We start from the raw sequence: 6,430 nt of genomic DNA on the forward strand, positions 1-6,430 counted from the left end.
GCGGCGGCCCCGGCGGCGAGGGGAGCGGGGGCTGCGGACGGCGTACCGGGCTCGGCGGGAGACTCGGGAGCCTCGGCCGGGGGTGCCTGGGCGGCCTCGGGGGTCGCGACGTTGCGCTTCACGGCGGCGAGCAGCATCTGCGCGACATCGACGACCTCGACCTCCGCGCCGACACCTTCGGCCTGCTTGGCCGTGAGCCCGTCGGAGATCATGACGCGACAGAACGGGCACCCGATGGCGATCCGCTCGGCGCCCGTCGCGAGAGCCTCCTCGGTGCGGTTCATGTTGATCCGCGTCCCGAGCTTCTCCTCCATCCACATCCGGGCGCCGCCGGCGCCGCAGCAGAAGGACTTCTCCTTCGAGCGCTCCATCTCCTTGAGCTCGACGCCGGGAAGGGCACCGATGAGTTCGCGCGGCGGGGCATAGACGTTGTTGTGCCGACCCAGGTAGCACGGGTCGTGGTAGGTCACCGTCTCCGCGGTGGAGGCCGCGTTCTTGCTGGACGACATCCCGGGGACATCGGCCGGGCGGGCGACGGGCACCAGCTTCTTGTCGCGGACCAGGCGGTTGAGCAACTGGGTGTGGTGGACGACCTCGAACTTGGCGCCGAGTTGGGCGTACTCGTTCTTGATCGTGTTGAAGCAGTGCGCACAGGTCACGACCACCTTGGTGACGCCGAATTCGCCCATCGTCTCGATGTTCTGCGCGGCCAGAGTTTGGAAGAGCACCTCGTTGCCCGCACGGCGAGCCGAGTCACCGGTGCAGGTCTCGCCGTTGCCCAGGACGGCAAAACTCACTCCCGCCGTGTCGAGCAGCTCGGCCACGGCGCGGGTGGTCTTCTTGGCTCGGTCCTCGTAGGCACCTGCGCAGCCGACCCAGAAGAGCCAGTCGACATCGCTCGCCTTCTCGATGTCCTCACCGAGCACACGCACGGGGAAGGGCAGGTCCTTGGCCCAATCGAGGCGAGCACGGGCGCCCATGCCCCACGGGTTGCCCTTGCCCTCGAGGTTCTTGAAGAGCCCACCGAGCTCCGCCGGGAAGGCTGACTCGATCAGGGTCTGGTAACGCCGCATGTCGACGATGTGGTCGACATGCTCGATGTCCACGGGGCACTGCTCGACGCACGCGCCACAGGTCGTGCACGACCAGAGCACGTCCTCGTCGATGACAGCGTCAGGGCCATGCGGATCGTATGCCGTGAGCGGGCTCGCGAGGTCGTAGCCGGTCGCCCCCACAAGGCTGAGTTCGGCCCAGTTGACGGCATCGGCGGAGTCACCGGTGGCGTTGGCCCCGACCAGTTCGAGCGCCCGCTCGCTGTTGCCACCTTCCTCGCGCAGGGCACGCAGGTAGGGCGTCTTGGCCTCCGCGTGGTCGCGAAGGGTCATCATGAGGAGTTTGGGGGAGAGTGGCTTGTCGGTGTTCCACGCCGGGCACTGCGACTGGCAGCGACCGCACTCGGTGCAGGTCGAGAAGTCGAGCAGGCCCTTCCACGTGAAGTCCTCGACCTTGCCGACCCCGAGGACGGGCTCCGCGGCATCCTCGTCCTCGACCTCCCCGAGGGCCTCCATGGCCTCGAGCGAGAAAGGCTTGCCCTCGCCCATGGTCATCGGCTTGAGAGCACCCAGAGCCGTCCGCCCGGAGGCTTCGCGCTTGAACCAGATGTTCGGGAAGGCCAGGAAGCGGTGCCACGCGACACCCATCGTCGGCTGTAGCGAGATGGTGATCATCCACGCGAACGACACGAGGATCTTGATCATCGCGACCAAGTAGACCCAGTTCGCCAGTGTCGGCAGAGACAAGCCCGACCAGATCCCCGAGAGCCAACCCGTCAGCGGGAAGTGCAGCCCCAGCGAGGTCGCCGGTTCGTGCAGCTTGACGATGGCGGCCTCCAGGGTCCGCAGCACGAGGATGCAGAAGCAGACCGCGAGGATCGTGAACTCCACGTAGTAGGCCTGCCACCACGTCGATCCGAAGAATCGTGACCGGCGACCGGCCTCACCCGCGGCGGACCGCGGGTGGTTCCGCTGCCGGATGACGATGAGCACGAGGATGCCGACGAGCCCGGTCCACGCGAAGAACTCGATGACCCACTCAAAGGGTGCGAAGTGGCCGATGACGGGCAACCGGTAGTCCGGCTGCACCAACTGGAAGAAGGCGTTGACCAGCGTCGCGAAGAGCACGAAGAACGAGAGCGCCGTGAACCAGTGCGCCGCCGCCACCACCGGCAACCGCGACATGCGCGTGTGCCCGAAGAACTCCTTGGCGACGGTCCAGGTCCGCGCGCCGGGGTCACCGGTGCGGCTGCCGTCGGCCTGCCCGAGCCGGTAGAGCGCCACGAAACGCCCGATCTGGCGGAAGAGCAGCGCCCACCCGACGAGCGGGATGACGAAACAGAGGACCAACGCGACGATCTGAAGTGGCCCGAGGCCGCCGAAGGCCGAGTCCGGCATGGGGAGGACGCCCGAGCCGATGCGGGCAGGCAGGGTCGACGCACGTTCGGCAAGCATGGGCGCGAGTTTAGTGACGGGGGCGGTCCGGCCGGGTGCCTTGTGACGGCGCTCGCACGGCTCCCTGCGTCCCAACGGCAGCAGCGGCCAGTCGGGGCTCGAGCGCGAGCATGTCCGACCGGGCTGTCCGCACTGCGACCCGGGTTTCTGCCCATCCATAAGCATCTGTTGGAATAGGCATAACCAGATCGCGGTTGTCGCCGACGACACCCCCGCACGCAAGCCCAGGAGAGAACTCGCCATGCCCATCCACGACGACGTCACCCAGCTCATCGGCAACACCCCGCTCGTGCGGATCAACCGCATCATCGACAGCGAGGCGACCGTCGCGGCCAAGCTCGAGTTCTACAACCCGGCCAACTCCGTCAAGGACCGCATCGGCGTCGCGATCATCGACGCGGCCGAGGCCAGCGGCGACCTCAAGCCGGGCGGCACCATCGTCGAGGGCACCTCCGGCAACACCGGAATCGCGCTGGCCATGGTGGGCGCGGCCCGCGGCTACCACGTCGTGCTCACCATGCCGGAGTCGATGAGCAAGGAGCGGCGCGCGCTGCTGCGCGCCTTCGGGGCCGAGCTGGTCCTCACCGACCCGAGCACCGGGATGAAGGGCGCGGTCGCCAGGGCCGAGGAGATCGTCGCCGAGCGCGAGGGCGCGGTGCTGGCCCGCCAGTTCGCCAACGCCGCCAACCCCGAGATCCACCGCCGGACCACGGCCGAGGAGATCTGGCGTGACACCGACGGCCAGGTCGACATCGTCGTCGCCGGCATCGGCACCGGCGGCACGATCACCGGCGTCGGCGAGGTGCTCAAGGAGCGCAAGCCGTCCGTGCAGGTCATCGCCGTCGAGCCCAAGGAGAGCCCGATCCTCAACGGCGGCCAGCCGGGCCCGCACAAGATCCAGGGCATCGGCGCCAACTTCGTCCCCGAGATCCTCAACACGCAGGTGTATGACGAGGTCATCGACGTCGACATCGACGCCTCCGTCGAGTGGGCGCGCAAGGCCGCCACCCAGGAGGGGCTGCTCGTCGGGCTCTCCTCGGGCGCGGCGCTCGCCGCCGCCAACGAGGTCGCCACCCGCCCCGAGAACGCGGGCAAGACGATCGTCGTCATCATCCCGAGCTTCGGCGAGCGATACCTCTCCACCGTGCTCTTCGAGGGCCTGGTCGACTGAACCATGAGTTGGGTGTCGCGGGCGCGCGCCCGCATCCGCGAGGACGTGGATGCGGCGATCGCCCGCGACCCCGCAGCCGCGTCGCGCTCTGACGTCGTCCTCAATTCCCCTGGCCTGCATGCCATTTGGGCGCATCGGCTCTCCCACCGACTCTGGCAGTCCCCGGGAACCAAGCCGGTCGCGCGTCTGATCTCGACCGCCACACGCGCCGTGACCGGAGTCGAGATCCACCCGGGCGCCGAGATCGGCCGCCGTTTCTTCATCGACCACGGGATGGGCGTCGTGATCGGCGAGACCGCCGTCGTCGGTGACGACGTGATGCTCTATCACGGCGTCACCCTCGGCGGGCGCTCCCTGGTGCGCGGCACCAAGCGTCACCCGACGATCGGCGACGGTGTCACGATCGGTGCCGGCGCCCGCGTCCTCGGCGACATCGAGGTCGGTGATGGCGCTCAGATCGGCGCCAATTCCGTTGTGGTGAAGCCGATTCCAGCGGGAGCCGTGGCCACCGGCATGCCGGCCAACGTGCGGTTCCCAGACCTGCCCGGCGAGGACCCCTATGAGGCGCTCTTCCGCGAGCCGGCCCTCTTCATCTGAGCACCGCTGCGCGCGGTCAGCGCATCCGCCAATCCCCTCCGTAGAGGCAGAACACCCCGGCATCGAGACGGTCGGCCGTGGCGCGTTGCAGCGCAGTCGACGCCGATTCCCCGGCGGCCAGTTCGCGGTGGTAGGCCACCATCACCTCCTCCGCCAGCGCATCATCGACCGGGGCCGTCGGCGCCACAACCGAAGCGACGCCGCGGGCGAGCATGGCCGCAGCGAACCCCAGAGGCTCGTCTCCGACCCCGACCTCCGCCTGGCCGACGGCACACGCCGCCAGCACCACGTGGGAGGCTCGTGGGCGGCTGGGGAGTTCGTGCGCGAGGAAGGGCCCGTCGGCGAGCAGGAGCGAGGACATGAGGGGGGCCTGGCCGTCGTGTCGACCGTGCGCGCAGATGTGGACGAGGTCGGCGTCGCGCAGTGAGGTCGTCACATGGTCGCTGCGACCGGTCCGCCGCAACCTCACGGGGTGGGCGGCCCGCCGCCACACGCGCCGCGCCACGTCGAGCTCACGGGCGGCCTGCCCCAAACCCGGCCCACCGATAAGCGCAATCACCGGGTCCTCGACACCCGGTCCGGCGCGACTGCGCTGCAGCCACATCGTCGCCGAAGGGCTGACGATCACCCCTGCACCGGCCAGACCGGGCAGCATCCGCCAGGGCGCCGACAGGAGCGCCTGGGTCGGGACAATCGCGAAGGCCCGGCCCCGCGGCATACCGGCGAGGAGGACGCGGTCGAGGCGCTCCACTGAGGCCCGAGTGCCTGCCCTCACTCGCTCCCCGATACCCGGGATGCTGCCCATGGCTCCCAGATCCCGGACGTCGGCGGCGGCACGAGCCGCGAGGTCGAGTGCACTCCGCACCGACCCGAGGTCGCGCAGCCGGGCACCATCGGAGGTCAGATCGACCCGTTGAAGGCGGCGACGGCGCACATGGAAGGACATCAGGATGGTCCCCGTCCGGGCCAGTTCGGCCGCGACGGCGCGGTGGCCGGCGATGACGTCACCGTCGGTGTCGGCGCGCAGGGCCTCCCACGATCGGCGGGCGACCTCGGCCTCCAGCCTGGGCAGCAGGGATGGGTCGTCAGCGGTCGAGGTGTGGGGGCCGCCAGCGCGGACCCGACGCAACCGCCCCACCAGCGCCGAGAACTCCGGATCCTCGACGATCTCCACCGGGCGACGCATCGACCCGGCCCGCCATCGTTCGGCAGCGGTGAAAAGGCGCGTGGGCGAGCGGTCCTGGACCCGTTCGAGGTCGTAGTCGGCCAGCCGTCGTGCATGGACGGACATCGCCGCCCGCAGGCTCAGGCTGCCGCTCGCCGCGCGGGCACCGGCCAGGAGCCGCGCGCCCTCGCGCATCATGCGCTCGGCCTGCAGGGGCTCACCTTGGGCATCGGCCACCCGAGCCCTCAGCAGGATGGTGTGCAGCTTCGGACCGAGACCACCGGATCGAGGCTCGACGCCGCGGACCAGCCGCGCCGCCAGGAAGGGGTCGCCGTCGACCAGGGCCTGCTCGACCCGCACTCGCAGGGCCAACTGGCCGAGTGCGTCACCGGCCGCCGGGACGGGAAATGTGCCGCGGGTGGAGTGGCGGCCGCGGATCACATCGATGAGGTCGACGATCAGGCCGGCTTCCACCTGCCGGCCGCGACGGTCCTGCACGGCCGGGCCGAGCGCGGCGGATCGCGCATGGCGTCGGGCCGCGGTCAGGTCACCACGCACGAGTTCACACTGGGCGAGGTCGATGAGAATGTCCCCGCGGTCGATGGCCGAGCGACGGCGTCCCAGCGCGGTCAGGGCGGCCGTGAGAGTGGCCTCCGCCTCGTCGATGAGCCCCGCTTCCGCCAGGACCTGGGCCAGGTCGATCGCGACCCTGGAGTCGTCCGGGCTGCCCAGCACGTGGGCCGCTCGCAGGCCGACGAGGGCCCGGGGCAGGTCGCCGTCGAGGTAGTCGAGCCACGCCAGGTTGTGCGTGGCCTTGGTCTCCTGCAGCGGGAGCCGATGGGTGGCCGCGACGGCGCGAGCCAGCACCAACTCGGCCCGGCCGCGCTCGGGGTCACCCAGGCCGATGTGCGCCAGGGCACTGTTGATGTGCACGGCGGCCTGCTCGAAGGGACGCAGATCGGCCAAATGTGGGCGGATCGCCGGGTCCAC

General features: G+C 70.1%; 4 protein-coding genes. 2 read left to right on the forward strand and 2 right to left on the reverse strand.

All coding sequences use genetic code 11. The annotated features are described in order from the left end of the window. The coding region (locus tag BN10_RS01835) for a (Fe-S)-binding protein (RefSeq protein ID WP_156917291.1) at positions 1 to 2,450 on the reverse strand (2,450 nt) is incomplete at its 3' end. Between the two features lie 298 nt (positions 2,451 to 2,748). Between BN10_RS01835 and cysK the strand changes: the two genes are divergently transcribed. Next, positions 2,749 to 3,678, forward strand: a complete 930-nt coding sequence (gene cysK, locus BN10_RS01840) for a cysteine synthase A (protein WP_010849449.1) — start codon at positions 2,749 to 2,751, stop codon at positions 3,676 to 3,678. Between the two features lie 3 nt (positions 3,679 to 3,681). Continuing rightward, positions 3,682 to 4,275 carry a serine O-acetyltransferase gene (gene cysE, locus BN10_RS01845; RefSeq protein WP_010849450.1) on the forward strand — a complete coding sequence of 198 codons (594 nt, stop codon included), beginning with the start codon at positions 3,682 to 3,684 and terminating at the stop codon, positions 4,273 to 4,275. A 16-nt stretch (positions 4,276 to 4,291) separates the two neighbouring features. On the opposite strand, the gene BN10_RS01850 is transcribed toward cysE, so the two are convergent. Then, positions 4,292 to 6,430 (reverse strand): CHAT domain-containing protein (locus BN10_RS01850; RefSeq protein ID WP_040750700.1); only part of this gene is annotated, 2,139 nt, incomplete at its 5' end.

The organism is Phycicoccus elongatus Lp2, from assembly GCF_000367525.1.
In the GTDB taxonomy this organism is placed as follows: domain Bacteria; phylum Actinomycetota; class Actinomycetes; order Actinomycetales; family Dermatophilaceae; genus Phycicoccus_A; species Phycicoccus_A elongatus.